This window comes from Paractinoplanes hotanensis, assembly GCF_023717965.1.
Classification (GTDB): Bacteria; Actinomycetota; Actinomycetes; order Mycobacteriales; family Micromonosporaceae; genus Actinoplanes; species Actinoplanes polyasparticus.
In genome coordinates this window covers 17885-41929 of record NZ_JAMQOL010000026.1, presented here as the reverse complement: position 1 = coordinate 41929, position 24045 = coordinate 17885, and the positions used below count along the sequence as shown (strand labels likewise).

Genomic DNA, 24045 nt, shown 5'->3' with positions numbered 1-24045 from the left:
GGGCCTTCCCGCCCGGGGCTCGATGCTGCCCGGGCCGGGTCGACCGGGGCGCCAGCACCCGAGGAGCACGACATGAGCGCCGACGTGATGGACCAGAACACCGGAGCCGGCGAGCCGCTGGCCGCCGACGAGATCCGCGCGATGCGCGAGCGCATCGACGAGATCGACCAGCAGATCATCGACCTCTGGCAGGAGCGGGCCCGCCTCTCCCAGACGGTCGGCAAGACCCGCATGGCCAGCGGCGGCACCCGCCTGGTCCTCTCCCGCGAACGCGAGATCGTGGAACGCTTCCGCGAGGCCATGGGCCCCGACGGTGCCCAGGTAGCCTTGATGATCCTCCGCGCCGGCCGCGGCCCTCTCTAGGCGAAGAGCGCCTCAGGGAACGCGACACCGAGGATCTCGAACTCCTGGCGCAGCAGGTCGCGGAAGGCCTGCCCGCCGGGATCCACCCTGGCGTACGCGCCGATGTTGTCGTGGACCGCGCGGATCCGCCTCGATCTGGTCCTGGATCGAGGCGTCGGCCAGGACGGATCGCAGTTCCACCCGCACGACCAGGAACTGTTCGGGCGGCAGAACCGCAGCCAGCACCCGGGTCGCAACATGCCCCGGAGCTTCCCAGGTGGGCATGATCCAGACATTCCCCCGGAAGGTCAGGAGCGGCGCATCACATCTCGGACCTCGGCGAAGTGGCAGGCGCTGGGGTGGGGCGAGCGCTGGCGGATCTCGAGCAGGGGCTCGTGATCGGCGCAGGCCGGTTGGGCTTTCCAGCAGCGGGTTCGGAAGCGGCAGCCCGAGGGCGGGTCGGCTGGGGACGGGACGTCGCCTTCCAGCATGATGTGGTCTCGGCGGCCTCGTAGGCGGGGGTCGGGGACGGGGACCGCGGAGAGCAGGGCCTGCGTGTACGGGTGGGTGGGCTGTTCGTAGATCGCGGCGTGATTGCCGGTTTCGACGATCTTGCCCAGGTACATGACGGCGACCCGGTCGGAGATGTGGCGGACCACCGACAGGTCGTGGGCGATGAAGACGTACGCCAGGCCCAGTTCTTTTTGCAGGTGCTCCAGCAGGTTGATGATCTGGGCCTGGATGGAGACGTCCAATGCGGACACCGGCTCGTCACAGACGATGATCTCGGGCCGCAGGGCCAGGGCCCTGGCTATGCCGATTCGTTGGCGTTGGCCGCCGGAGAACTGGTGCGGGTACCGGTTGATGTGGTCGGGGTTGAGGCCTACCACCTCGAGCAACTCTTGTACCGCGCGCGCCTTGCCGTAGGGGGGCGCCGCGTCGGGGTGAATGGCGAACGGCTCGCCGATGATGTCGCCGACCGTCATGCGCGGGTTGAGCGAGGTGTACGGGTCCTGCAGCACCATCTGGATGTTGCGGCGGGCGCGGCGCAGGGCGGCTCCGCCGAGGCGGGTCATGTCCTCACCGCGTACGCGGATCTCGCCCTGGGTCGGCTTTTCCAGGCCGACCAGCAGTTTGGCCAAGGTTGACTTGCCGCAGCCGGATTCGCCGACGATGCCCAGGGTTTCGCCGCGGCGCAAGTTCAGGTCGACCCCGTCGACCGCGCGGACGGCGCCCGCCCTGGTCCGGAAGACGATGCCCTTGTTGATCGGGAAGTGCTTGACCAGGCCCCGGGTCTCGAGCACGACGTCAGACACCGAGGACCTCCCGGACGAAGTGGCAGCTGGTGACGCGCTGCGGCGCGATCTGGTAGGCCGGCGGCGGCTCGAGGCGGCAGATCTCCCGGGCGTACGCGCATCGGGGGTGGAAGGCGCAGCCGCTCGGGATGTCGGTGAGGGCCGGGGGCAGGCCCCGGATCACGTTGAGTGGCTGCCCCTTGTGGTCGAGCCGCGGGATCGATTCGAGCAGCGCCTTGGTGTAGGCGTGGGCCGGGTGCGCGTAGATGTCGTACACCGGCGCGTCCTCGACGACCTTGCCCGCGTACATGACCGCGATCCGGTCGGCGACGTCGGCGACCACACCCATGTCGTGGGTGATCAGTATCAGGCCCATGTTGCGCTGCCGCTGCAGGTCGGCCAGCAGGCTCATGATCTGGGCCTGGACCGTGACGTCAAGGGCCGTGGTGGGCTCGTCGGCGATCAGCACCTCGGGGTCCAGGGCGAGCGCCATCGCGATCATGACGCGCTGCCGCATGCCGCCGGAGAACTGGTGCGGGTAGTCGTCGACCCGGCGTCCGGCGTCCGGAATGCGTACCTGGTCGAGCAGGTCGACCGCGTGGCGCTTGGCCTCCCGGCGGGAGGCGCCGCGGTGGACCCGGAACAACTCGGCGAGCTGGAACCCGACGGTGTAGACCGGGTTCAGCGCGCTGAGGGCGTCCTGGAAGATCATGGCGATGCGGTTGGCCCGCACCTTGCGGCGCTCGTTCTCGGGCAGGCGCAGCAGGTCGACGCCGCGATAGAGCACCCGGCCGGCGGTCACATGACCGGGCGGGGTGTCCAGAATGCCCATGATCGCCTGGGCGGTCACCGACTTGCCGCAGCCCGACTCGCCCAGCACGGCGAGCGTCTCGCCCGGGTTGAGCCACAGGTTGACGCCGTTCACCGCCCGGGCGACGCCGTCGCGGGTGCGGAACTCGACGTGCAGGTCGTCCACGTGCAGCAGCGGCGCCCGCGGGTCCATGCCGGGCAGCGCGTCCATCTGAGCCGTGATGTCGGTCATCGGCGCCTCACCGCAGTTTCGGGTCGAAGGCGTCGCGGATCGCGTCGCCGAGCATGATGAAGGCGAGCACGGTGGCCGCCAGGAAGACCGACGGCCACACCAGCGGGGCGGCCACGGTACGCGCGTACGGCCCGGCCTCGGCGATGGCGAGGCCCCAGCTGACCGAATCGCCCTTGAGCCCCACACCGAGGTACGACAGGGTGGCCTCGCCGGCGATGTTGATGCCGAGCAGCACGGTCAGCACGACGATGAACGGGCTGATCGCGTTGGGCAGGATGTGCCGCAGCATCAGCCGGGCCGGGCTCGCGCCGAGCATCCGGGCCGCGGCCACGTAGTCCTGGTTCTTCGCCGAGATCACGGCCGAGCGCATGACCCGGGCCGCGGTGGTCCAGCCGAGCACCCCGAGGGTGACGATCACGGCGAACACGCCGTCGCTCTCGGGATCGGACGACAGCCGCCGGGCCAGCACGATCGCGCCGAGGATGAACGGGATGGCCAGCACGAGGTCGAGGAAGCGGGACAGCACCGCGTCCACCCAGCGCCCGAAGTAGCCGGCCAGGAGCCCGACGGCCAGGCCGATCAGCCCGGCGATCAGCGTGGCGGTGACACCGACGAGGATGGAGTCGCGGGCGCCGTACACGGTCTTGGCGTAGACGTCGCAGCCCTGGAAGTCGTACCCGAAGGGGGCGCCGCCGCTCGCTCCGGCGTTCTTGCGGGCGAGCAGGCAGTCCCGCGGGTCGGCCGAGGTGAACAGCGACGGCCACGCGGCCATCAGCAACACCACGACGACCAGCACCGCCGCGATCCAGAAGATCTTGCGGGTACGCAGGTCGAGCCAGGCGTCGCCGGCCAGGCTGCGCGGCGTCTTCGAGGGCGCCTCGGCCGCCACGACGGCGTTGGGGTCACTCATAGCGGATCCGGGGGTCGAGGGCGGCGTAGAGCAGGTCGACGATCAGGTTGATCACCAGGAAGACGATCACGAGCACACTGACGAAGCTGACCACCAGCGGGCCGTCCTCGGTGCGGATGCCACGCAGCAGGTTGAAGCCGACGCCGGGAATGTTGAAGACGCCCTCGGTCACGACGGCGCCGGACATCAGCACGCCGATGTCGACACCGATCAGCGTGACCACCGGGATCAGCGAGTTCCGCAGCACGTGCACGCCGACCACCCGCTTGGGCGCGAGGCCCTTGGCCCGGGCCGTGCGCACGTAGTCGGAACGCAGGTTCTCGGCCACCGACGCGCGGGTCACCCGCAGTTCGGTCGCGACGACCAGGGTACCCAGCACCAGGGCGGGCAGCAGCAGTTCATAGAGGTTGGCGTCGCGGGTCGCAGTCGGCGGGAACCAGCCGAGCTGGATGCCGAAGACCAGCTGGGCCAGTGGCGCCAGCACCACGATCGGCATGGCCAGCACGAGGAGCGTCAGCACCAGGGTCACGGTGTCGAACGCGCCGCCGCGCCGCAGGCCCGAGAGCACGCCGGCCCCGACCGCGACGGCGGCCGCGATGACGATGGCGAGCAGCGCCAGCCGCACGGTGACCGGCCACGCCTGGGCGAGCATGTCGCCGATCGGACGGCCGGTGAGCGACTGCCCCAGGTCGCCGGTGAGCAGGCCCGACACGTAGTGCCAGTACTGCGTGAAGAAGCCGTCGTTCAGGTGGTACTGAGCGTTCAACGCGGAGCGCTGGGTGTCGGTCAGGGGACGGTCGCCGACCAGGGCCTGGAGCGGGTCGTCGATGTTGGCGAACATCAACGCGTAGACGACGAAGGTGGCCCCGAAGAAGGTCAGGACCATTTGAAGCAGTCGCCGCACGATGTAGCGGAACATGGAGAAGCCTTTTGGGCGCGGAGGGGACGGGCAGACAGCGGTGGCGCCACGGTGTCATTCCCGCCGTGGCGCCACCACCGTTCGAACGGTCAATCAGTCAGCGAAGTCGATCGAGTAGATGTCGACCTTCTGGTAGAGATCCATGGTCACGTCGGTGACGCGGTCGGAGTAGCCGAAGACGTTCTGCCCGAATCGCAGCGGCAACACCGGCATGTCGCGGACCAGCAGATCTTCCGCCTCGCGCCACAGCTTCTCGGCCTGGGCCGTGGTGGGCGCGGCCGAGCCCTGACGCACCAGGCTGTCGAACGTGCTGTTCTTGTAGCCGTAGTAGTTCGACGAGCCGTCGCTGGTGTAGAGCGGGCCGAGGTAGTTCTCCATCAGCGGGTAGTCCATGGTCCAGCCGAGGCGGATCAGGCCGGCGTCCTCCTTGGCGCGCACCTTGTCGAGCAGGGTGCCGAGCTTCGGCTGGGGAGCGCCGGAGCAGTTGACGCCGAGCGACGCCTTGATCTGGTTGCACATCGCGTCGATCCAGGCCTTGTGGCCGCCGTCCGCGTTGTACCCGATCTTGATGTCCTTCGGGCCGTTCGCCGCCGTGTAGAGCTGGCGGGCCTTGGTCGGGTTGTACTCGCACCACTCGCCGCAGCTGTTCGGGCGGGCGCCGGACACGACCGGCGACACGAACGACTTGGCCGGCGTCTCGGAACCGAGGAAGACCTGGTCGGTCATCTCCTCACGGTTGATCGCCATGGAGAGCGCCCGGCGCACCTCGGGGTTCTTCCACTTGTCCACGTACAGCGGGAAGCCCATGAACGAGAACGCGGAGCTCGGGGTCTTGCCGAGGCGGGCGCCGAGGTCGCCGGAGGCCGAGCCCAGGCTCTCGATCGGGATCTTCGTCTCGACGTCGAGGTTGCCGCCGATCAGGTCGGCGTACTGCGCGCCGAGGTCCTGGTAGATCTTCCAGGTGATGCCGCCGATCTTGGGGACCGTGCCCTTGAAGTCGGCCACCTGCTCCACGACGATCTTCTCGTCGTGCGACCACTTGCCCTTCATCTTGAAGGGCCCGTTGCCGATCGGCGCCTCGCCGTACTCCTTGTTGAGCACGCCCGGAGCGGAGAAGGCGGCCTTGGGCAGCGGCAGGAAGGCGTCGTAGCCCATGACCGACTGCCACCCGGCGAAGTTCTCGGAGAGCGTCACCGTGAAGGTCAGGTTGTTGACCTTCTTGAGCCCGCGCAGCTTGGTGGCCTGGGGCTCAGCCGCCTTCTCGGGGCCGTCGTCGTCGGGGTCCTTGGCCTGGAGGTCGGCGAAGCCGTCGATCCGGCTGTAGAAGTACGACGCGAGCTGGGCGTTCGGCCCGTAGGCGCCGTAGTTCCAGGCCTCGATGTAGTTGTCGGCGGTGACCGGTTCGCCGTTGCTGAAGGTGAAGCCCGGCTTGAGCTTGACGGTCCAGACCCGGTTGGCCTTGTCGTGGGTGATCGACTGCGCGGCGACCGGGTACGGCTTGTTCTGCGGGTCGAATCGCACGAGCGGGTAGAACAGTGACGCCAGCACCTGTGAGGCGTTCGATTCCACCGCGTTCGACGGGACCAGACTCGAGGGCTCGCCGATGCCGATGCTGATGCTGTTGGGCAGAACTTCGGTGTCTTCCGAGGTGCTACCGCTGCAGCCGGCCGCCACTAAGGCGATGGTGGCCAGAGAGGCCGCCACCTTCCACGGGCTTTTCCCAGGCATGTGGGGGGTGCCTCCTTCAGGGGCGCTCACGGGGGTCGTGTGAGACGCAGCAACTGTGACACAGAGCCAACGACTGCCAAGGCCCCGTTACCAAGCCGATACTAGTCAGACCCTTCGATCACCCTGTGAAGCAGGCCCCTGAACTGGGGATATGCCGTTCGGTACGCGTTTCGCGACCGAACGTCAGACGAGGCGACGATCAGCCGCCCATCGTGACAATTCGTAACGGTTGCTCATTTGGAGCTTCCTCAGGACGTTCGAGACATGCGTCTCGACGGTCTTGATGGAGATGAACAGCTCCTTGGCGATCTCTTTGTACGCATAACCCCGCGCGAGCAGCCGCAGGACCTCACGCTCACGGTTGGTGAGCTGGTCGAGCTCGGGGTCGGCAACCGGCACGTCGGGCCGGGAGGCGAACGCGTCGAGCACGAAGCCGGCCAGGCGCGGACTGAACACGGCGTCGCCGTCGGCAACCCGCCGGATCGCCGCGGCCAGCTCGTCGGGCGAGATCGTCTTGGTGACGTAGCCTCGGGCGCCGGCCCGGATCAGGCCGATCACGTCCTCGGCGGCGTCCGAGACGGAAAGAGCCAGAAAGCGTACGTGGGGATGGGTGCGCCGCATCGCGTCGAGCACCGCCCGCCCGCCGCCGTCGGGCATGTGCACGTCGAGCAGCACCACGTCGGGCTCGACGGCGGCGATCCGGGTGACCGCCTCGGCGACCGAACTGGCCTCGCCCACCACCTCGACGTGGGCGCCGAGCTCGGCCCGCACGCCGGCCCGGAACATCGCGTGGTCGTCGACCAGGAAGACGGTCAGCCGCCGATCGGTCGTGGGCTCCTGAGGCTCGGTCATCGTGCAGTCTCCTTCCCCGCTGCCACGCTCTCGCGCGACACGGACATGATCAGCCGGACCTCTGTCCCATCGCCGGGGGCACTGCGGATCTCTGCTTTGCCACCGTGACGCTGCATGCGCCCGATGATCGAGCCTCGCACGCCGTGCCGCGACTCCTGCACGCCGGACAGGTCGAACCCGGCGCCGCGGTCGCGCACGAACACGCTCAGTTCCTCCGGCTCGACCTCGGCGTAGAGCGACACCGTCTGCACCCCGGCGTGGCGGGCCGCGTTGACCAGCGCCTCGCGAGCCGCCGCGACCAGGGCCGCGACCCGGTCGTCGCACTCGGTGTCGCCGACCACGACGGTCTCGACGGTGATCGCGTACGTGTCCTCCACCTCGGCCGCGGCCTGCTCGAGGGCGGCCGCGAAGCGCTCGGTGGGCGAGGCGGTCGGCTTGTAGAGCCAGTTGCGCAGGCTGCGTTCCTGGCCGCGGGCCAGCCGCTGCACCTCTTTGATGTCGGCCGAGTTGCGCTGGATCAGGGCCAGCGTGTGCAGCACCTGGTCGTGGATCATGGCGGCCAGCTCGGCGCGTTCCTGCTCGCGGATGCGGCCCTCGCGCTCGGTGCGCAGCTGGTTGAACATGCGCCACAGCAGCGGCGCGGCCACCACGCCGACGCCGAGCAGGCCGACCAGGGCGAAGATGACGCCGTTGACGACGGCCGAGAGGCTGCCGGCCGGGGCGTAGACGGCGACGACACCGATGATGCCGGTGGCGACCAGCACCCCGCCGCCGATGAAGCGGAACAGGAAGAAGCGGCGGTCGCTCTCGGCCACCACCGCGGCCAGCCACGGCTGCTGCGGCATCGCGCCGCCGAGGGTGCGGCGGCTGGGGTCGGACTGGTGCCAGATGATGCCCGCGCCGACCGCGACGACGGCGATGAGCCAGCCGACCGTGCCGGCGACACTGTCTTTGAAGACCAGGGCCTGCAGCAGCACCACGCCGAGGCCGATGGCGGCGAACGGGAGCAGCATGGCCTTGTCGCGGCGCTGGGGCGGGTCGGCCGTGACGACCTGCTGCGGCAGCACAGCCCAGAACGCCGCGTAGAGGAGCAGGCCGAGGCCGTTGAAGCCGAGCAGCACCACCAGCGCGATGCGCACGACCAGCACGGGAACGCCCAGGTGCTGCGCCAGCCCGGACGCGACACCGGCGATGACGCGGTGGTCGCGCGGCCGGTAAAGGCGGCGCGGGGGCGGGGTGACGGCGGCGGTGATGGTTCCTCCTCGGCTTGTGTCCCTCCGATCGTCACACGTTCGGGCTGCTTGGGCCACGGGGAACTCCCCCAGGTATCCGGCCCCGGGATCTCAGGGTGGCCTCAGGGTCGGAGCCGGAAGCGATTCGGGTGCCCGCGGGGCGAGGATCGATGTCATGAACGACGAAGCTGCCACCGCGCGGGGTCCCTCCGGTCCGTCGCAGGACGTGCCGGCGTCCGCCGCCGAGCCCACCACCCCGTCGGCGACTTCGGCGCCGGCCACCGAGCCCGGCCCGGCCACCGAGCCCGGCCCGGCCACCGAGCCCGGTCCAGCCACCGAGCCCGGCCCGGCCACTGAGCCGCCGCCGTGGTTCGGCACGGGCACCGGTCCGACGTTCTCGCGCGACAAGCTGGTGCGCCCCCGCCAGGGCCGCTATGTGGCCGGCGTCTGCGGCGCCCTGGCCCGCGCCACGAACACCGACCCGGTGCTGTGGCGGGTGTTGTTCGCCGTGCTGGGCGTGATCAGCGGTGTCGGCGTGCTGCTCTATCTGATCGGCTGGCTGGCCACCCCGGCCGAGGGCGACGCCGCCTCGCCGATCGAGTCGCTGCTGGGCAAGGGCCGCTCCGGCATGGCGCCGGTCTCGGTGGTGCTGCTCGGTGGCGCGGCCGTGCTGTCGTTCGCCTTCATCGTGCAGGACGGCATGCGGGCCAGCCTGCTGGCCTGCGCGGTCATCGTGGGCGCGATCCTGCTCATCAAGCGCAGCGGCAGCAACCAGCAACAGCAGCAGCCTTCGGCGTTTCCCACGGCCGCTCCGCCGCCCCGGCCGTTCGAGCCGAAGCCCTTCGAGCCGGGCCCCTTCGAGAAGACGGCCGAGTTCGGCGCCGTCCCGCCCGCCGCACCGCCGGCGGCCGCCACCGCAGCGTCCGCCGAGCCGGTGACCCAGCCCGTGGGCGCAGCACCGCCGCCGCCCTACACGCCGCCGGCCGGCAGCTACGCGCCGCCTCCGCCTCCGCCCTACGCGCCGCCGCCGGGCGGCTACCGGCCGCCGTTCGCGCCGCACGGCCCCTACGCCCGGCCCACCCCGGTCACGTATCCGCCCGCGCCTCCGGCGCCGATGGTGCGGGCCAAGCCGCCCAAGCCGCCGCGTGAGCGCTCCAAGCTGGGCCGCCTTACCTTCTCGGGTCTGATCGTGGTGCTCGGCGTGATCGCCGCGATCGACACGGCGGGCGCGAGCGTCACGGTGTCGGCCTACTTCGCCGCCGCGGTCGCCACGATCGCGGCCGGCCTGCTCGTCGGCGCCTGGCTCGGCCGGGCCCGCGGGCTGATCGCGCTGGGCCTGCTGGCCTCGATCGGCCTGCTGATCTCGACCGGCGCCGAGCGATGGGGCAGCGAGGTCGGCAACAGCGTCTACCGGCCCGCCACGCTGGCCGCGGTCGCCGACCGGTACGACTTCACCGCCGGCAACGCGACGCTCGACCTGCGCCAGGTCGCCTTCGCCGGTCAGACGCAGGCGGTCACCGTCACCATGAAGGTCGGCCAGCTGCGGGTGCTGCTGCCGGGGACGGTCGACACGACCACCACGCTCCAGCTCGACAACGGGCGAGCCGTGATCTTCGACAAGGAGTACACCGACCGCGATGCCGACGGACAGACCGTGACCGACCTCGGCGTCGACGGCGCCGGCGGGGGCACGCTCCAGCTCGACCTTCAGATGGACACGGGAAACGTGGAGGTGCTCCGATGAGGCCGCATCGTACGGATGGCGTCTCGCTCAGCTTCGGCATCCTGTTCCTGCTGGTCGTGGCGTGGTGGGCGGTGTCGCGGGTGATGACTCTGCACCTGCCCGCGGTGGGCTGGCTGGTGGCCGGTGGCCTGATCGTCTTCGGCGTGATCGGCCTGCTGGGCGCGCTGCGGTCGGCCCGCTCGGCACCCTCCCCGGCACCCGCGCCCGAACAGCCGGCCGAGCCCGAACTGCCCGGCGACCTCACCGCCGAGGTGCACGCGTCGATCGTCCGGGAACTGTTGGACGACCCCGCTGACCGCTTCTCGCAGGAACACCCGGGCCTGGCGACCGACCAGCCGCGCAAGGAGTAGGGCGGGCCGCGCAATATGCTCGTCAGCATGACTGCGTTCCCCGTTGTGTCCCGTGCGCCGATCGTCGGAGTCGGCGTCACGGCCGCCCGAGCCCTGACCGCCGAGTTCGCCCGACACAACGCGGCCACGTCCGCGATCGTGGTCGGGGCCGATCACGCCTCGCCGGTGGTGGCCGCCGCGGTCGAGGCCCTGCTGCCCGGCGACCGGCTCACGCTGGTCGCCGGCGAGCGCAGCACGGCCGACCTGCTCCGTGACCACATCGACGGGCTCGGCGGCTGGATCGCCGACCGGGTGCAGGTCGTCGAGTCGCTCGACGAGGCCCAGCCGGCCGGCGTGGTGATCGTCGGCGAGCCGCTGAGCGGCACCGCGGGCGAGGTGCGCGACCTGCTCGACCGCCTCGGCAAGCACCTCACCGACGGCGGCGTGGTGACAGTGGCCGTCCCGGCCACCCCGGGCCGTACGGGCGGGGCCGCGGCCGAGCTGTTCCGGCAGGGCGCGCTGTTCGGGGTCGGCTCCGACCTGGTGGTGCGCAACCAGCCGCCGCTGCGGGTACACAAGCTGCGTTTCACCCCGGCCGACCCGAAGGTCGCGGCCACGCTGGCCCCGGCCTACCGGCCCTCCAGCGTCCCCGTCACCCGGGGCATGCACATCGATTCCAACGGCGTCGTTGCCGCGGGCATCACGCTCGGCCTGGCCGCCGTGGCCCGCGTCGCCCGGCCCAAGTCGAAGCTCTGGCTGCTGCCGGCGCTGGCTGCGGGGCCGGTGGCGGCGTTCTTCCGCGACCCCGAGCGTGAGCTGCCGGACGACCCGGCCGCGGTCGTCGCGGCCTCCGACGGGCGGGTGCTCTCCGTCGAGCGGATGACCGACGAGCGCTTCGGGCCGGGCGAGTTCCTGCGGATCGCGGTGTTCCTGTCGGTGCTCGACGTGCACGTCAACCGGGTGCCGGTAGCCGGTCGGGTGGCCGACTACTTCGTCGAGGCCGGCGGCTACGCCAACGCGATGACCGCCGCGGCCGAGCACAACGTGGCGGCGTACACGGTGCTCGACACGGACCGCGGCACGGTGGTGGTGGCCCAGCGGACCGGCCTGATCGCCCGCCGCATCGTGCAGCGCGTCCCGGTCGGCACACTGGTCGCCCGCGGCGAGCGCATGGGACTGATCCGCTTCGGCTCGCGCACCGACGTCTACCTGCCCGCCGACAAGGCCGAGGCCCTGGTCAGCGTCAACGACAAGGTCATCGGCGGCTCGTCGATCATCGCCCGCTGGACCGACTGACCCCGGTGCCGGCCGGCGCCATGCCTCAGACGGGCAGGCGCCGGCCGGGAACCCGTAGTCGCGGTGACGTACCCGAGCGGCTCAAAGATCAGCGGCCCGGCCGCGGCCGGAGCTCAACGAGAGAAGGCCGCCCCCGAAGGGACGGCCTTCTCTGACAAGGAGCCTAGACGACCTGCCGGGCGCGGACCCACATGACCGGGCCGCTGAGCAGGTAGGCCGTGACGACCAGGACGAAGGTCAGGCGGGCGTCGACCAGGGCGCCGACCGCCGGGACCAGCCAGAGCCAGGCGGGCAGCCGGACCAGGCGGGCGAGCTTCGCGTACGGGAAGCTCGAGACCATGGCGAAGGCGAGCAGCGCCACCCCGGCGAGCAGCACCGGGCCGGGCAGCGGCAGGCCGATGAGCACGGCGAGCGCGAGCACGGCCGCGACCAGGGTCGTCGGGACGCCGCAGAAGAACTTGCCGTCCTTGGGCGAGACGTTGAAGCGGGCCAGCCTGATCGCGGCGCAGGCGGCGACCAGCATGCAGGCCACCGCGGCGGCCGGCGTGGGCACCGTGTGGGCCAGCGACGCGTAGACCACCACGGGCGCGGCCAGGCCGAACGAGCACATGTCGGCCAGCGAGTCCATCTGGGCGCCGAACGGGCTGGAGACGCCCAGCTTGCGGGCCAGCGCGCCGTCGAGACCGTCGAAGGCCACGCAGGCGACCAGGAACGCGGCCGCGAGCTGAACCTCGCCCTGCATCGCGAGCAGGATCGCGGTCAGGCCCAGAGCGAGACTGGCCAGCGTGCAGCCCTGCACGACCGCGAAGCGGACCTTGCGGGCCGTGGTGTGCTCACCGGGCAGGAGCGAGACCTCGGTGGCCTCCTCGACGGTGGCGGGAGCCGCCAGGTGCGGGGCGACCGGACCGAGCGTCCGGCCGTGCTCGGCACCGGTGTAGATGACTTCGGCCCGGGTGGCGGTGGCGGCCCGGCCGGACTCGGCCCGGCGCCCCACGCGCACCATCAAGGCCTGCCGCGCGAGCGTTCCGCTGCGGCGCAACCGGCCTGCCCAACGACGACCGGCGGGACGGGGACTATCCGTCGAGCGACGCCGGCGCCAAGGGGTTCTCGGCACGTGTTTCCTCCATGGGATCAGGTGGCCCACCGTGATTACGGTGAGCAGCGGCCCGGTCGCCCCTCGCACATGGGGCCCGGGGAAATGTGCGGGTAACACCATCGCACAGCGAGTCGACCTTGGCGAGAAGCCGAATCGTCGGTCGTTGGCCCGTTCGCTCCGCTGCGTTTGACCGGACAACGTTCGACCAGACAACGGAGGGGACAGGTCACTTGCCTCACCTCTCCCTGAGGCGATTTTACCTCGCCTGTTCCGCTCCGACTCGGTCTACCGCCGTGGCAGCCAGTTCGGTGAGGTTCAGAGCCTTGGCCTCGGCGAGGGTGAACCAGCCCGCCTCGGCGGTGGATCCGCCCGCTTCCTCGGTCACCGAAGGTTCTGTCGGCACCTCGATCGAAACCCTGAACAGGACGCGGATGACGTGCCAGTCGATCGGCACTCCTTCCGGCCCGAGCGCCGACGGATCGTAGCGGTGCGACATGCCCAGCAGGCCGGTCACCCGGCCGTGCTGCGAGGTTTCCTCGATCAGCTCGCGGGCCAGCGCGGCCTCGGGCGTTTCGCCGTGGTCGGTGCCGCCGCCGGGCAGGTGCCACCGGCCGGCGCCGGGGTAGCCGGCGGCGATGCGGGTGAGCAGGATCCGCCCGTCGGGGTCGGTCGCAGCCGCGTACGCCCCGAAGCGCTGCACCCGCTGCGGACGGGCCAGCTCCTCATCGCCGTCCGGCGTGTCCGACTCGGCCGCGCCGCCGAGACCGAGCGCGATCGCCGTGAACGGCATGAGCGGCAGCCGGCGGATGTCTTCGACCGTGAGCCACTCGACCGTTTCGGTGGTGCCGGACACCTCGGAGGCCAGCGTTCCGCCGCGCGAGGAGACGTCGTAGATGACCCGATCGGTGTGTTCGAGCTCGCCGGTCGGCAGCCGGAAGACGTCGGCGGTGACGGTGCGCAGCGCGTCGGCCCGTACAGACAGACCGGTCTCCTCAGCGAATTCGCGCACCACCGCGTCGTCCGGGTGTTCGCCCTGCTCGACACCGCCGCCGGGCAGGGTCCAGAGGCCGGGGAACGAGCTCAGCGGCGAATTCCGGGCGAGCAGCACCCGCCCGGCCTCGTCGCGGCAGATCCCGTACGCCCCGACCCTTCTGATCTTCACCCGGCCTAGATTAGTCCCGCCTTGCGCAGAGCCTCGGCCGTGACCTCGGTCAGCTCGTCCTCGGGCAGGTCGGCGATCTGCTTGACGGGCACCCAGCGGGCCTCGGAGGTGGAGCCGCCCACGTCCCGGACGGCGACCTCGGTGGGGTCTTCCACGATCACCCGGTAGAAGGCGCGTACGCCGTGCCAGTCGATCGGATAGCCCTCCGGGCCGAGCGACGCCGCGTCGCGGTGGCTCGCCACACCGAGCAGTTCGACCAGCCGGCCCTCCTGACCCGTCTCCTCGACCAGCTCGCGGATCAGCGCGGTGCCGGGCTGCTCGCCGTAGTCGGTGCCGCCGCCGGGCAGGTGCCAGCGCCCCTCGCCCGGGTAGCCCGGAGCGATGCGGGTGAGCAGCAGGGTGGTGTCGTGCGGGTCGGTGGCGATCGCGTATGCCGCGAAGCGCTGAGCCCGGTGCAACCCGTCCGGCCCCGGATAGGCGTAGAAGGACGGGAAGGTCGGCGCCGGCTCGGGCCGCAGGTCGGCCGAGGCGCTGCCCAGCCCGAGCGCGGTGGCCGTGAACTGCCGGAGCCGGAGGCGCCCGGCCTCTTCGAGCGTGTGCCAGCGAGCCAGGTCGGTGGGGTGGCCGACCCGGTCGATCAGCGTGCCGCCCCGGATCGAGACCGAGTAGATGAGGCGGTCGGTATGGATGGTGACACCACGGTGCGGCAGGGCGCGCATGTCGGCCAGCACATCGTGGAGCCCGGTGACTGCGACAGAGAGGCCGGTCTCGGCGGCCGTCTCGCGCACGACGGTGTGGTTGGGGTCTTCGCCGTGATCGACGGCGCCGCCGGGCAACGACCAGACGCCCGGCGTGCCGGAACTGCTGGAGGCGCGGACGAGCAGCACGCGGCCGTCGTCGTCGGTGGCAACGGCGTAGGCGGCGATCCGGCGGAGCGGTTCGAGTGCGGGGGTCACAGGGCGGCATTCTGCCCGGAATATGTGAACTCCAGAAAACGTCTGTCGGATTCCTGACAGGTGGTTAGCGCTGCGTAATTGCTGATCAGAGCGCCTCCCTGCACAAAGCGCTCGTGATCCACCACACTGCGTAATGGCTAAATCAGGGTCGGTCTCCGGGTGCTCACCGAGGTTGCCGGGGCCCTTGCGCGGACACCATGGAGGCATGACACAGCTCCCCCACGGCAGCTCCGAGGCGCCGTACAAGCAGCTCCGCCGGCCTCTGGACGACCGTCTCGCCGCTGGCGTCTGCAGCGGCGTCGGCCGCTACTTCGAGATCGACCCGGTGCTCGTGCGGGTGGCCTTCGCTCTGCTGGCAGTGGTCACCCTGGGCACGGCGCTGCTCGCCTACCCCATCATGTGGTTCCTGATGCCGGAGGAGGCAGCGCCCGCGCCCTGGGCCTAGCGGCCCGCCTGACTCATTCCCACTCGATGGTGCCCGGGGGCTTGCTCGTGACGTCGAGGACGACCCGGTTGACCTCGCGCACCTCGTTGGTGATGCGGGTCGAGATCTTGGCGATCGTCTCGTAGGGCAGGCGTGACCAGTCGGCGGTCATCGCGTCCTCGCTCGAGACCGGGCGCAGCACGACCGGGTGGCCGTACGTGCGACCGTCGCCCTGCACGCCGACGCTGCGCACGTCGGCCAGCAGCACCACCGGGAACTGCCAGACGTCACGGTCGAGGCCGGCCGCGGTCAGCTCTTCCCGGGCGATCAGGTCGGCCGCGCGCAGCAGGTCGAGCCGTTCGCGGTCGACCGCGCCGATGATGCGGATGGCGAGGCCGGGGCCGGGGAACGGGTGCCGCTGAACCATCTCTTCCGGCAGGCCCAGCTCGGCCCCGAGAGCGCGTACCTCGTCCTTGAACAGGGTGCGCAACGGCTCGATCAGCGCGAACTGCAGGTCGTCGGGCAGGCCGCCCACGTTGTGGTGGGACTTGATGTTGGCAGTGCCCGTGCCGCCGCCCGACTCGACCACGTCGGGATAGAGGGTGCCCTGCACCAGGAACTCGATGTGCCGCTCGTCGTCGAGCTCGCGGGCCGCGGCCTCGAACGTGCGGATGAACTCGCGACCGATGATCTTGCGCTTCTGCTCGGGGTCGGTGACGCCGGCCAGGTGCCCCAGGAAGACATCGGACGCGTCGACCACCTTGAGCCGGATGCCGGTGGCGGCCACGTAGTCCTTCTCGACCTGTTCCGCCTCGCCCGACCGCAGCAGGCCGTGGTCGACGAAGATGCAGGTCAGCTGGTCGCCGACGGCCTTGTGGACGAGCGCGGCGGCGACCGCCGAGTCGACACCGCCGGAGAGACCGCAGATCACCTGCTTGTCGCCGACCTGAGCGCGGATCGCGGCCACCTGGTCGTCGATGATGTTGCTCGGGGTCCAGGTGGGCTCGAGGCCGGCGATGTCGTAGAGGAAGCGCTCGAGCATGCGCTGACCCTGTTCGGTGTGTGCCACCTCGGGGTGGAACTGCACGCCGGCCCGCTTGGCGGTCAAGTCTTCGAAGGCGGCCACGGGGGCGCCCGGCGTCGACGCGGTGACCGCGAAGCCCTCGGGCGCGACCGCGACGCTGTCGCCGTGGCTCATCCAGACCGGCAGGTCGTCGGGGAGCTCGCGCAGCAGCGTGCCCCCCTGGGCGGTCAGGTGGGTGCGGCCGTATTCCCGCGAGCCGGTGTGGGCCACCGTGCCGCCGAGCGCCTGCGCCATGGCCTGGAAGCCGTAGCAGATGCCGAAGACCGGGACCTCGTTGTCGAACAGGCCCGCGTCGAGCACGGGGGCGCCGGGCTCGTAGACGCTGGACGGGCCGCCGGACAGGATGATCGCGGCGGGATTCTTGGCCAGCATCTCGGCGACGGGCATCGAGTGCGGGACGATTTCCGAATACACCCGCGCCTCACGCACGCGGCGGGCGATCAGCTGGGCGTATTGCGCGCCGAAGTCGACGACGAGAACCGGGCGGGGAGTACTCACCCACCGAGTTTACCGTTGACGACCCGCAGGTTCCCGGCCCGGTCGTACGCCCGGACGACTACGCGGCGGGCCTTCGCGGGCACGACGAACCGGCCCGAAGCCCCGGCCTTACGCACGGTGATCCGGCCGTTGACGACCAGTTCCAGCCGGGCCACGCCGGCCGGGTCGGTGGCCCGGACGGTCAGGGTGCGGCCGGCCTTCGCGAGCCGCACGACCGGTCCGGTGTTGTCGGCGCGCACGTGGCGGCGCACCACGGTCAGGTTGCCGCGGCGGTCGTAGGCACGCAGCTCCAGCGGCACGGTGGCCGTGTTCGGCGCGGACTGCCAGGCGAACGAGTACGGCGCGGTGGTGTCCGTGGCGACCAGGCGGCCCCCGGCGTACAGCTGGACCCGCGAGACGCCGTGCTGATCGGCCGCGGCGGCCGTGATCGTCACCCGGCCGCGGACGAGGGTCCCGACCGGGCCGAAGGCGACCGCGGGCCGCGTGACGTCACCGTCGATGGGCAGGGCCCGCAGCGCGGACGGCACATCGATCCGGCCGGACCGGGTCATCCGCGAGGCGACGAGCGCAGCCCGGATCTGCGCGGCCGAGGGCGTCGGATGGGTGGCCGCGAGCAGGCCCGCCACCCCGGCCACGAACGGTGTGGCCGATGAGGTGCCGCAGTACTGCCCGATCAGCCCGGTCGGTCCCTGCGCCGAGTTGCAGCCCGGGGCGGTCACGTCGACCCAGCTGCCGTGGTTGGACCAGTCGTAGCGGCTGCCGGACGGGGTGACGCCGCCGACGGCCAGCACCGACGGGATGGCCGCCGGGTAGTGGGCGGTCGAGACGCCTCGGTTGCCGGCCGCGGCGACGATCAGCGCGCCCCTGCTCTCGGCGTAGCCGACGGCGTCGCGCAACAGTGGGCTGTCGTCCGAGCCGCCCAGCGAGAGGCTGATGACGGCGGCGCCGCGGTCGGCCGCGTAGCGGATGCCGAGAGCGATGTCGGTGTAGCTGCCGCCGCCCTTGGCGTTGAGCACTTTGACCGGGAGGATCCGGCAGTACCAGCAGACACCGGCGATCCCGATGCGGTTGTTGCCGGCGGCCGCGATCACGGTGGCGGCCATCGTGCCGTGCCCGTTGTCGTCGGACGCGTTGTTGTCGTGATTGACGAAGTCCTTGCCGGGCAGCAGGCGTCCGGCCAGCTCGGGCAGCGGGCTCACGCCGGTGTCGACCACCGCGACCACCACCCGGGACGAGCCGCGGGTGGACGACCAGGCCTCGTCGACCCGGGTCTGGGTGAGGCCCCACTGGCCGGCGAAGCCGGGGTCGGCGGGGCGGACCGGTGCAGCCTGTGCCGGCGCCGCGACCAGCATCGACGCGCCCACGAACAGACCAGCGACCAGCTTGCGCATGCTGAGGACCTCGCAACGATGAAGGAGCCGGCCACGATGGCCGGCTCCTTCACCTTCGGTCCGTTGCTTGACCGTCCGGTTTGTTGTCCGGAGCGGTCAGGGTGCTAGCGGGTGTAGGTCAGCTTGACCGAGTTGGTCGAGTTGCCGGCCTTGTCGTAGCCGCGCACCTGCACCGTGAAGCTCTTCGGCACCGAGGTGGTGGCGAAGGTGAACGGCTTGACGACCGTGCGGGACTGTGTGGCCTTGCCGTTGATCAGCAACAGCCACTTGCCCATGCCGTTGGCGTCGGAGCCGCTGAACTTGATCGTCACCGTGCCCTTGAGCTTGGTGCCGCTCTTGGGGGCAGAGGTGATCTTCGTGGCCGGGGCCTTGTTGTCGACGGTGACCACGCCCTTGACGACCTTCTGGTTGTTGGCCTTGTCGAAGATCCGCAGCTCGATGTTCGTCTTGCCCGAGTAGCCGGCGGTGTTGAAGGTGATCCCGTAGGGCGCGTTCCGGCTGTAGCTCTTGTAGACGCCGTTCACGTAGAGCAGCGACTTCTGGATGCCGGAACGGTCGTCCTTCAGGTTCACCGGGCGCACCGGGATGCTGCCCCGGGCGAAGCCGCCGTTGGGCGAGATGCCGGTGGCGGTCGGCGCGATGGAGTCCGTCGGGATGTCGAACGACGTCGACGCGTTGACCAGGCCGTACGTGACCCCCGAGACCCTGCGGGCCGAGGCCGCCTTGTAGATCGAGCCGGCGATCGACCAACCGGTGTAGCTCGGGTTCTTGGTCTTCACCAGGGCAGCCACACCGGCCACGATCGGCGCTGAGAAGGACGTGCCGCTGGCGTCGACGTAGGTGCCGTCGTTGGTCATCGACGTCACGTCGCCCACAGCCGCCACGTCGACCCACGTCGCGCCGGACGCGTTGCGGGACGAGTACGACGTCAGGGTCTGGTGGCCGACGGTGCAGGTCGGCTGGGTCTCGTACGCCGTGCAGCGGCGGGTCGCGGCGACCGTCACCACGTCGGGGTAGGCGGCCGGGTACTGGAAGGCGGTGTTGCCCGCGTTACCCGCGGCGGCGACCACCACAGCGTTGTTGATGTTGGCGTAGGCGACCGCGTCCTGGAGGACCTTGGCGCCGGGGCCACCGAGCGAGAGGTTCAGGATCCGGGCGCCGTTCTTGACCGCCCAGATGATGCCCTGAGCGACGTCGCTGGCCGTGCCCGAGCCCCTGCTGTCGAGCACCTTGACCGGCATGATCTTGCAGGTCCAGCAGACACCGGCCATGCCGCTGCCGTTGTTGCCGCGGGCGGCGATCAGCGCGGCGACCGCGGTGCCGTGACCGCGGTCGTCGGTAGCGCTGGAGTCGTCGTTGACGAAGTCATGGCCGGGAACGGTGGCGCCGGCCAGATCGCCCCGGGCGTTGACGCCGGTGTCGATGACGGCGACGACCACGCCGGAGCCCGTGGTGGTGTCCCACGCGTCCGGGGCCTTGACCGAGTGCATCTCGTTCTGCAGCACGAAATACGGGTCGTTCGGCGTGGTGTCGAACTCCTTGACCTGGACATCCTTCTCGACGTAGGCGACATTCGGGTCGCTGCGCAGGGAGGCCATGGCCGCCGCGATGCGGCTGTTCGGCACCGTCACGCGCGAGGCGTTGATCTCGGCGAGCGTCGACTGCGAGGTGCCGGAGTCGGTGGCCCGCAAGCCGGCCGCGGACAGGCTGCGCGTCGTGGCGGCCTTCGCGATCCCGGCCTTGTAACCGACGATGAGTTGGACGGGCGTGTTGGCGGCGGCCGAGGTCGTGCCGGCCTCGTCGGCAGCCAGGGCCCAGGTGGTCACGCTCGTCATCGACACGACGACGGCGGTGGAGATGAGACCGACGGTTACCCGTCGCTTGGTGAGCTTCATTGAAGCGCGTGCCTCCCCCGTTGATTAGCGGCGGCCAGCGTACGGTGAAACCGAGGGAAGCACGGACCCGTTTCACATTGCGAGATCTCGCATGATTGAGCTGCCGATGCCGCTGCCCTACTGTTCCGGCATGCGGAACAAGAGGGTGGGTATCGCGGTCGCCGGAGCGGTGGCCGTGGCGCTGCTCGCGGGCGGGGGCATCGCCTGGGCAGTACGTTCAGGGTCGGACAAACCTACAGCAACGCCCACTCCGGCGGCGCCGCCGACGCCGTCGGCCGAGCCCACCACGCCACCGCCGTCGCCCGGCGCCGACATCGACGGGCCGCTCGACCTGCTGCTGATCGGCGTCGATACCCGGGTCTCGATCCCCGGCTGGGAGCCGCACGCCGACGCGATCATGCTGTTGCACGTCGAGCGGGGGCTGGAGAAGGCGTACCTCTACTCGCTCCCCCGCGATCTGCGGGTGAAGGTCCCCGGCCACGGCAACCGCAAGGTCACCGAGGCCATGAGCGTCGGCTCCCGGGTGTCCGGCAACAAGCAGCCGAGCACCGAGAAGGGCTACCAGCTGCTCTCGAAGTCGCTCAGCGGGTACACCGGGATCAAGCAGTTCCAGGCGGGCGCGATCCTCAACTTCGGCGGGCTGGACAAGCTGACCGACGAGCTCGGCGGCATCGACCTGGTGGTCGACCAGCGGGTCGAGTCGCGGCACCGCAAGCCGGACGGCTCGTTGCGCCCGCTGCGCGGCGGCGACTACATCGGTCCGCAGGCGGTCTACCAGCCCGGCCGCCGGCACCTGACCGGCTGGCAGGCGATCGACTACGCCCGCCAGCGCTACGGGCTGCCCGACGGCGACTACGACCGGCAGCGGCACCAGCGCCAGTTGGTCGGCGCGCTGCTGACCAAGGCGCTCGGCGAGGGGTTCGACACCGATCCGGCCAAGGTCGGCCCGCTGATCGAGGCGCTCGGCGACACGTTCGTCTACGTGGGCGGGCGCAAGCCGCTCGAGTACGCGTACGCCCTGCGCAACCTGTCGCCCGACAAGATCACCCGAGTCAGCCTGCCCGGCCGCGGGGTCGGCCGGGGCAGCGGCTATCTCGGCGAGCAGCTCACCGCCGAGGGCAAGGGCTTCGTCGAGGCCGTGGCCGACGGCCGGGCCGCCGCCTACCTGGCGAAGCACCCCCAGCTGGTCGACAAGTGATCAGGGCTTGGCCGGCTTGCCGGTGGTGAAGAGCCAGGACTGGAAGAGGTCGTCCAGCTGCTTGCCGGAGACCTCTTCGGCCAGCGCGATCAGGTCGTCGGTGCTCGCGTTGCCGTCCTTGTGCTCGCTGGTCCAGCGCTTGAGCAACTGGTCGAAGGCGGGATCCCCGATCGCCTTGCGCAGCGCGTAGACGGTCATGCCGCCGCGCTGGTAGACGGCCGCGCCGAAGATCCGCGCGGCACCGGGGTCGCCGGCCTCGCCCGGCTGGTTCCACTGGAACGAGTTGTAGACGTCGTTGAAGCTCTGCTCGACCGTCCGCCGGCCCTTGTGCTCGTCCCACAGCCACTCGGAGTAGGTGGCGAAGCCCTCGTTGAGCCAGATGTCCTGCCACTTCTCGAGGGCCACGCTGTCGCCGAACCACTGGTGGGCGAGCTCGTGGGTGATCACCGACTCGTTCGGGCCGCCGTTGAAGAACGCGGGACCGTAGACCGGCCGGCTCTGCGTCTCGAGCGCGTAGGCGATGTTCCGGTCGTCGACCGCCACCCCGCCGTTGGCGTCGAACGGGTACGGCCCGAACTTGGTGGCCAGGAAGTCGGTGATCTCACCCGTCTTGGCCAGCGACTGTGCGGCCGGGCCGTTGGCGGGCAGGGACTCGGCGACGGCCAGCACCATCGGCTTGCCGTTGTGCGTTGTCGTCGTGATCCGGTACTGCCCGACCACGACCATGGCCAGATAGCTGGCCATGGGCGCGCTCTCGGCCCAGTTCCAGGTGGTCCAGCCCGCGGTGGTGGTGGACGGGCCGGGCACGCCGTTGCTGATCGCCTCGACACCCTCGGGCACGGTCATCGCGAGCTTGAAGGTGGCCTTGTCGGACGGGTGGTCGTTGACCGGGAACCAGGTGCTGGCCGACTCGGGCTGGCCGAGCGCGATCGCGCCGTCCGGGTTCTCGAGCCAGCCACCCTCGCCCAGGACGGCGTTGCCGAGCTGGCCCGGCTTTCCGCCGTACTCCACGACCACGGTGAACGGGCGGCCGTCGACGATGCCCTCGGCCGGAGTGACGACCAGCTCGGTGCCCTCGGCCTTCGAGGAGGCCCGGACGCCGTCGACCGTCACGTTCCGGGCGGCCAGCTTGGACAGGTCGAAGTTGAACCGGGAGAGATCCTGCGTGGCCGTGGCGGTTATCGTCGCCGTGCCGCTCAGCTCGTCGGTCTTCGGGTCGAACCGCAGCTTCAGGTCGTAGCCGGCCACGTCGTAGCCGCCGTTGCCGTACTTGGGGAAGTAGGCGTCGCCGATGCCCTCCGCGCCGGGGGCGAACACCGGCGCGGAGGACGGGGTCGAGGACGGGGCCGGCTCGTCGTCCGCCGAACAGCCGGTCACCGCCAGCGCGACACAAAGAACTCCAGCAACACCCGCACGGCTCATAGGCGCGAGGTTAGCGCTGTCGTCCGAAAGGACGCGGAAAGGCCTCAGCGATCGAGGACCAGCGCGACCTTCTGGAACTCCTTGACGTCGCGGTAGCCGCACTTGGCCATCGCGCGCCGCAGCCCGCCGAACAGGTTGAGCTGGCCGTCGGGGCGGTCGGCCGGGCCGAACAACAGCTCTTCCAGCGTGCCGTCGGGCTCGCCGGCGATGCAGAAGCCGCCGCGCGGAAGCTGCGGGTGGCTCGCCGACGAGTGCCACCACGCGCCGCCGGCCGGAGCGCCCTCGGCCAGCGAGAGCGGCTCGCCCAGCATCACCGCGTCGGCGCCGCAGCCGATCGCCTTGGCGATGTCGCCCGAGGTGGAGATGCCACCGTCGGCGATCAGGTGGACGTAGCGGCCGCCCGTCTCGTCGAGGTAGTCGCGGCGGGCCGCGGCGGCGTCGGCGATCGCGGTCGCCATCGGCACCCGGATGCCCAGCACGGTGTCGGTCGTCGACCACTCGTCGGCGCCGACCCCGACGATGACGCCGGCCGCGCCCGTGCGCATGAGGTGCAGCGCCGTCTTGTAGTCGGTGCAGCCGCCGACGATCACCGGCAGGTCGAGGTCGGCGATGAACTCCTTGAGGTTCAGCGGCTCGTCCGTCGTGGACACGTGCTCGGCGCTGACCAGGGTGCCCTGGATGACCAGCAGGTCGACACCGGCGTCGAGCACCACCGGGGCCAGCGCGAGCGTGTGCTGCGGCGACACCCGGACGGCGACGGTGATGCCACCCTCGCGCATCGTGCGCACCCGCTCGGCGATCAGCTCGGGCCGGATCGGCTCGGAGTAGACCTCCTGCAGGCGCCGGGTGGCGTCGGCGTCCTCGTCGAGCGAGGCCAGCTCCTCCAGGATCTTGCTCGGGTCCTCGTAGCGGGTCCACAGGCCCTCGGCGTTGAGCACGCCCAGGCCGCCGTGGCGGCCCAGGGCGATCGCCGATTCCGGGCTCATGGTCGCGTCGGAAGGGTGCGCGACGCAGGGGATCTTGAAGGGGTACGCGTCGACGCGCCACTCGGTGGACACGTCGTCCACGTCGCGGGTGCGCCGGCTCGGGACGATGGCGATCTCGTCCAGGTGGTACCCCCGCTGGGCGGTCTTGCCGAGACCGATCTCCACTACGTCACGCATAATGACTCAGTCCTTCAGGTCGCCTCTTGGGGCGGCGGGTGGGGTGGTTGGAAGGCTCTGCTGCTGG

General features: G+C 70.7%; 22 protein-coding genes. 6 read left to right on the top strand and 16 right to left on the bottom strand.

The window, feature by feature from the left end; translation table 11 throughout:
* Window positions 1-72 precede the first annotated feature (72 nt).
* Complete coding sequence (locus LXN57_RS20135; RefSeq protein WP_221376777.1) at window positions 73-363, top strand: chorismate mutase; 291 nt, start codon at window positions 73-75, stop codon at window positions 361-363.
* On the opposite strand, the gene LXN57_RS20130 is transcribed toward LXN57_RS20135, so the two are convergent.
* The 8 genes from LXN57_RS20130 to LXN57_RS20095 form a co-directional block, all read right to left on the bottom strand.
* Window positions 360-602, bottom strand: a complete 243-nt coding sequence (locus LXN57_RS20130) for a hypothetical protein (RefSeq protein ID WP_251799706.1) — start codon at window positions 600-602, stop codon at window positions 360-362. The two genes, LXN57_RS20135 and LXN57_RS20130, sit on opposite strands and share 4 nt — an antisense overlap.
* Window positions 603-650: 48 nt before the next feature.
* Complete coding sequence (locus LXN57_RS20125; RefSeq protein WP_251799705.1) at window positions 651-1658, bottom strand: ABC transporter ATP-binding protein; 1008 nt, start codon at window positions 1656-1658, stop codon at window positions 651-653.
* A complete protein-coding gene (locus tag LXN57_RS20120; RefSeq protein ID WP_251799704.1) occupies window positions 1651-2679 on the bottom strand; it encodes an ABC transporter ATP-binding protein in 1029 nt (342 codons plus the stop codon). Before LXN57_RS20120 ends, LXN57_RS20125 begins: the two co-directional genes overlap by 8 nt.
* Window positions 2680-2686: 7 nt before the next feature.
* Entirely contained in the window at window positions 2687-3589 is a 903-nt protein-coding gene (locus tag LXN57_RS20115; protein ID WP_251799703.1) for an ABC transporter permease, read from the bottom strand.
* Window positions 3582-4508, bottom strand: coding sequence for an ABC transporter permease (locus LXN57_RS20110; RefSeq protein WP_251799702.1), 927 nt, complete (start codon window positions 4506-4508; stop codon window positions 3582-3584). The genes LXN57_RS20115 and LXN57_RS20110 overlap by 8 nt, the downstream gene beginning before the upstream one ends.
* Before the next feature lie 93 nt (window positions 4509-4601).
* The gene (locus LXN57_RS20105) at window positions 4602-6236 is read right to left on the bottom strand and encodes a peptide ABC transporter substrate-binding protein (protein WP_251799701.1); all 1635 of its coding nucleotides are present in this window, start codon (window positions 6234-6236) and stop codon (window positions 4602-4604) included.
* 183 nt (window positions 6237-6419) lie between these two features.
* Window positions 6420-7088: a response regulator gene (locus tag LXN57_RS20100; protein WP_251799700.1), complete on the bottom strand. Its 669-nt coding sequence runs from the start codon at window positions 7086-7088 to the stop codon at window positions 6420-6422.
* Window positions 7085-8341, bottom strand: a complete 1257-nt coding sequence (locus tag LXN57_RS20095) for an ATP-binding protein (protein WP_251799770.1) — start codon at window positions 8339-8341, stop codon at window positions 7085-7087. Before LXN57_RS20095 ends, LXN57_RS20100 begins: the two co-directional genes overlap by 4 nt.
* Before the next feature lie 154 nt (window positions 8342-8495).
* On the opposite strand from LXN57_RS20095, the gene LXN57_RS20090 reads away from it, so the two are divergent.
* The 3 genes from LXN57_RS20090 to LXN57_RS20080 are packed head-to-tail and all read left to right on the top strand — an operon-like array spanning window position 8496 to window position 11689.
* The gene (locus LXN57_RS20090; protein ID WP_251799699.1) at window positions 8496-10064 is read left to right on the top strand and encodes a PspC domain-containing protein; all 1569 of its coding nucleotides are present in this window, start codon (window positions 8496-8498) and stop codon (window positions 10062-10064) included.
* Window positions 10061-10414, top strand: coding sequence for a hypothetical protein (locus LXN57_RS20085; protein WP_251799698.1), 354 nt, complete (start codon window positions 10061-10063; stop codon window positions 10412-10414). The genes LXN57_RS20090 and LXN57_RS20085 overlap by 4 nt, the downstream gene beginning before the upstream one ends.
* A gap of 27 nt (window positions 10415-10441) precedes the next feature.
* Window positions 10442-11689, top strand: a complete 1248-nt coding sequence (locus LXN57_RS20080) for a phosphatidylserine decarboxylase (protein WP_251799697.1) — start codon at window positions 10442-10444, stop codon at window positions 11687-11689.
* Window positions 11690-11852: 163 nt separating this feature from the next.
* On the opposite strand, the gene LXN57_RS20075 is transcribed toward LXN57_RS20080, so the two are convergent.
* From LXN57_RS20075 to LXN57_RS20060, 3 genes are all read right to left on the bottom strand, one after another.
* Entirely contained in the window at window positions 11853-12728 is an 876-nt protein-coding gene (locus LXN57_RS20075) for a CDP-alcohol phosphatidyltransferase family protein (RefSeq protein ID WP_251799696.1), read from the bottom strand.
* Window positions 12729-13041: 313 nt separating this feature from the next.
* The gene (locus LXN57_RS47935; protein WP_285904647.1) at window positions 13042-13947 is read right to left on the bottom strand and encodes an NUDIX hydrolase; all 906 of its coding nucleotides are present in this window, start codon (window positions 13945-13947) and stop codon (window positions 13042-13044) included.
* Between the two features lie 5 nt (window positions 13948-13952).
* Entirely contained in the window at window positions 13953-14903 is a 951-nt protein-coding gene (locus tag LXN57_RS20060; RefSeq protein ID WP_251799695.1) for an NUDIX hydrolase, read from the bottom strand.
* Window positions 14904-15108: 205 nt separating this feature from the next.
* On the opposite strand from LXN57_RS20060, the gene LXN57_RS20055 reads away from it, so the two are divergent.
* The gene (locus LXN57_RS20055) at window positions 15109-15348 is read left to right on the top strand and encodes a PspC domain-containing protein (protein ID WP_251799694.1); all 240 of its coding nucleotides are present in this window, start codon (window positions 15109-15111) and stop codon (window positions 15346-15348) included.
* A 13-nt stretch (window positions 15349-15361) separates the two neighbouring features.
* On the opposite strand, the gene guaA is transcribed toward LXN57_RS20055, so the two are convergent.
* The 3 genes from guaA to LXN57_RS20040 form a co-directional block, all read right to left on the bottom strand.
* A complete protein-coding gene (guaA, locus tag LXN57_RS20050; RefSeq protein ID WP_251799693.1) occupies window positions 15362-16909 on the bottom strand; it encodes a glutamine-hydrolyzing GMP synthase in 1548 nt (515 codons plus the stop codon).
* Window positions 16906-18300 (bottom strand): S8 family serine peptidase, encoded by a 1395-nt coding sequence (locus LXN57_RS20045; RefSeq protein WP_251799692.1) that lies wholly within the window; start codon window positions 18298-18300, stop codon window positions 16906-16908. The genes guaA and LXN57_RS20045 overlap by 4 nt, the downstream gene beginning before the upstream one ends.
* Window positions 18301-18404: 104 nt before the next feature.
* The gene (locus tag LXN57_RS20040) at window positions 18405-20195 is read right to left on the bottom strand and encodes a S8 family serine peptidase (RefSeq protein ID WP_251799691.1); all 1791 of its coding nucleotides are present in this window, start codon (window positions 20193-20195) and stop codon (window positions 18405-18407) included.
* 130 nt (window positions 20196-20325) lie between these two features.
* On the opposite strand from LXN57_RS20040, the gene LXN57_RS20035 reads away from it, so the two are divergent.
* Complete coding sequence (locus LXN57_RS20035) at window positions 20326-21393, top strand: LCP family protein (protein WP_251799690.1); 1068 nt, start codon at window positions 20326-20328, stop codon at window positions 21391-21393.
* Here LXN57_RS20035 and LXN57_RS20030 read toward each other — a convergent pair whose 3' ends face one another.
* Together LXN57_RS20030 and LXN57_RS20025 are read right to left on the bottom strand one after the other, a co-directional pair.
* The gene (locus LXN57_RS20030) at window positions 21394-22815 is read right to left on the bottom strand and encodes a M1 family metallopeptidase (protein ID WP_251799689.1); all 1422 of its coding nucleotides are present in this window, start codon (window positions 22813-22815) and stop codon (window positions 21394-21396) included.
* A 44-nt stretch (window positions 22816-22859) separates the two neighbouring features.
* Window positions 22860-23978 carry a GuaB3 family IMP dehydrogenase-related protein gene (locus LXN57_RS20025; protein WP_251799688.1) on the bottom strand — a complete coding sequence of 373 codons (1119 nt, stop codon included), beginning with the start codon at window positions 23976-23978 and terminating at the stop codon, window positions 22860-22862.
* Window positions 23979-24045 lie beyond the last annotated feature (67 nt).

Excerpts from the sequence above, each read along its gene's own strand:
- LXN57_RS20135 (WP_221376777.1), top strand. The coding sequence starts at position 73 with ATGAGCGCCGACGTGATGGACCAGAACACCGGAGCCGGCGAGCCGCTG.
- LXN57_RS20130 (WP_251799706.1), bottom strand. The coding sequence starts at position 602 with ATGTTGCGACCCGGGTGCTGGCTGCGGTTCTGCCGCCCGAACAGTTCC.
- LXN57_RS20120 (WP_251799704.1), bottom strand. The coding sequence starts at position 2,679 with ATGACCGACATCACGGCTCAGATGGACGCGCTGCCCGGCATGGACCCG.
- LXN57_RS20115 (WP_251799703.1), bottom strand. The coding sequence starts at position 3,589 with ATGAGTGACCCCAACGCCGTCGTGGCGGCCGAGGCGCCCTCGAAGACG.
- LXN57_RS20110 (WP_251799702.1), bottom strand. The coding sequence starts at position 4,508 with ATGTTCCGCTACATCGTGCGGCGACTGCTTCAAATGGTCCTGACCTTC.
- LXN57_RS20105 (WP_251799701.1), bottom strand. The coding sequence starts at position 6,236 with ATGCCTGGGAAAAGCCCGTGGAAGGTGGCGGCCTCTCTGGCCACCATC.
- LXN57_RS20100 (WP_251799700.1), bottom strand. The coding sequence starts at position 7,088 with ATGACCGAGCCTCAGGAGCCCACGACCGATCGGCGGCTGACCGTCTTC.
- LXN57_RS20090 (WP_251799699.1), top strand. The coding sequence starts at position 8,496 with ATGAACGACGAAGCTGCCACCGCGCGGGGTCCCTCCGGTCCGTCGCAG.
- LXN57_RS20085 (WP_251799698.1), top strand. The coding sequence starts at position 10,061 with ATGAGGCCGCATCGTACGGATGGCGTCTCGCTCAGCTTCGGCATCCTG.
- LXN57_RS20080 (WP_251799697.1), top strand. The coding sequence starts at position 10,442 with ATGACTGCGTTCCCCGTTGTGTCCCGTGCGCCGATCGTCGGAGTCGGC.
- LXN57_RS20055 (WP_251799694.1), top strand. The coding sequence starts at position 15,109 with ATGACACAGCTCCCCCACGGCAGCTCCGAGGCGCCGTACAAGCAGCTC.
- LXN57_RS20045 (WP_251799692.1), bottom strand. The coding sequence starts at position 18,300 with ATGCGCAAGCTGGTCGCTGGTCTGTTCGTGGGCGCGTCGATGCTGGTC.
- LXN57_RS20040 (WP_251799691.1), bottom strand. The coding sequence starts at position 20,195 with ATGAAGCTCACCAAGCGACGGGTAACCGTCGGTCTCATCTCCACCGCC.
- LXN57_RS20035 (WP_251799690.1), top strand. The coding sequence starts at position 20,326 with ATGCGGAACAAGAGGGTGGGTATCGCGGTCGCCGGAGCGGTGGCCGTG.
- LXN57_RS20030 (WP_251799689.1), bottom strand. The coding sequence starts at position 22,815 with ATGAGCCGTGCGGGTGTTGCTGGAGTTCTTTGTGTCGCGCTGGCGGTG.
- LXN57_RS20025 (WP_251799688.1), bottom strand. The coding sequence starts at position 23,978 with ATGCGTGACGTAGTGGAGATCGGTCTCGGCAAGACCGCCCAGCGGGGG.